Source organism: Sphingomonas sp. LH128 (genome assembly GCF_000293195.2).
In the GTDB taxonomy this organism is placed as follows: Bacteria; Pseudomonadota; Alphaproteobacteria; order Sphingomonadales; family Sphingomonadaceae; genus Novosphingobium; species Novosphingobium resinovorum_A.
The window spans coordinates 1-1027 of record NZ_ALVC01000444.1 but is presented as its reverse complement, the minus strand read 5'-3'; the positions used below and the strand labels follow the sequence as shown (position 1 = coordinate 1027).

Annotated in this window: 1 protein-coding gene; it reads right to left on the bottom strand. The window is 62.7% G+C overall.

The window, feature by feature from the left end; genetic code table 11:
* Positions 1-182: 182 nt before the first annotated feature.
* Positions 183-845 carry a thiaminase II gene (gene tenA, locus LH128_RS27670; RefSeq protein ID WP_008833007.1) on the bottom strand — a complete coding sequence of 221 codons (663 nt, stop codon included), beginning with the start codon at positions 843-845 and terminating at the stop codon, positions 183-185.
* Positions 846-1027: the final 182 nt, after the last annotated feature.

The window sequence follows — 1027 nt, the reverse complement described above, 5'->3', positions numbered from 1 at the left end:
GCAAAAAGAAAGGGCCGGTCCGAAGACCAGCCCTGTAGAAGTTTTGGGAGAGGATGCCTGAAAGGCGAGTTCCTTATGTTCGGAATCGCGCTTTGCTGCAAATGCGAAAAGATTGAGCAAAGTTGCAAGGAATGCAACTTGAAGCGTGTACGTGGGAAACCGTGGTTTTGTGCGGTTGCGCGTCAGATCGGCCAGATTGCGCGATAATAGGCGGAATCCCAGAACATCCATTCGAAGCGCGTTGCATTGCGGAACGCGGTGACCATGGCTGCGCGCGTCGCGGCCGTGGCGTTTTGCGCGGCTTCATCGACAAGGGCGCGGACGCGGTCGGTCGCTTCGCCGAACGCGGGCGCGGCGTACGTGTCGATCCAGGCGGCATAGGGATTGGGCGAGGCGGCGCGCGGCTTCACGTCGCAGCCGACCTCCCAGTAGACCCAGAAGCACGGGAGGATGCCCGCGATCAGTTCCTCGTAGCTGCGCGTCGCGGCGAGTGCGGACAGGTAGCTGGTGTAGCCGAGGCATGCGGGCGTCGGCTCGCTGGCCGCCGCGATCTCGGCGGTGACGCCGAACTGGGCGAAGAATGCCTGGTGCAACGCTTCCTCGACCTGCACGGCGACTTTGGCTCCGTCGGAGAATTCGAGACGGCCGCTCGCGGTCGGTGCGCGCGCCGCGGCGAGAGCGAGGGCGCGGGAATACTCGGCGAGGTAGAGGCTGTCCTGCACGATGTAATGCCGGAAACTTTCGGGCGCGAGCGTTCCGGCGGCCAGTTCGTTCAGGAAGGGGTGATCGAGGATCGCCCGGCGCAGCGGTGCGACGTCTTCCCAGACCGTTTGGCAAAAGCTCATGCGCGAAGTTCCCTCGGATGCGAAAGTCGGGCGCGCTTAAAGCAGGATCAATTGCGAATGACCATCTTCGTCGCTGCGATCGCAATGACGAAAGTGCCGGGGGACCATGCCTCTCGGCGCGGAACGCAGGCAAAAAGAAAGGGCCGGTCCGAAGACCAGCCCTGTAGAAGTTTTGGGAGAGG

Coding starts and splice junctions, on each gene's coding strand:
- tenA (WP_008833007.1), bottom strand. CDS start 845: ATGAGCTTTTGCCAAACGGTCTGGGAAGACGTCGCACCGCTGCGCCGG.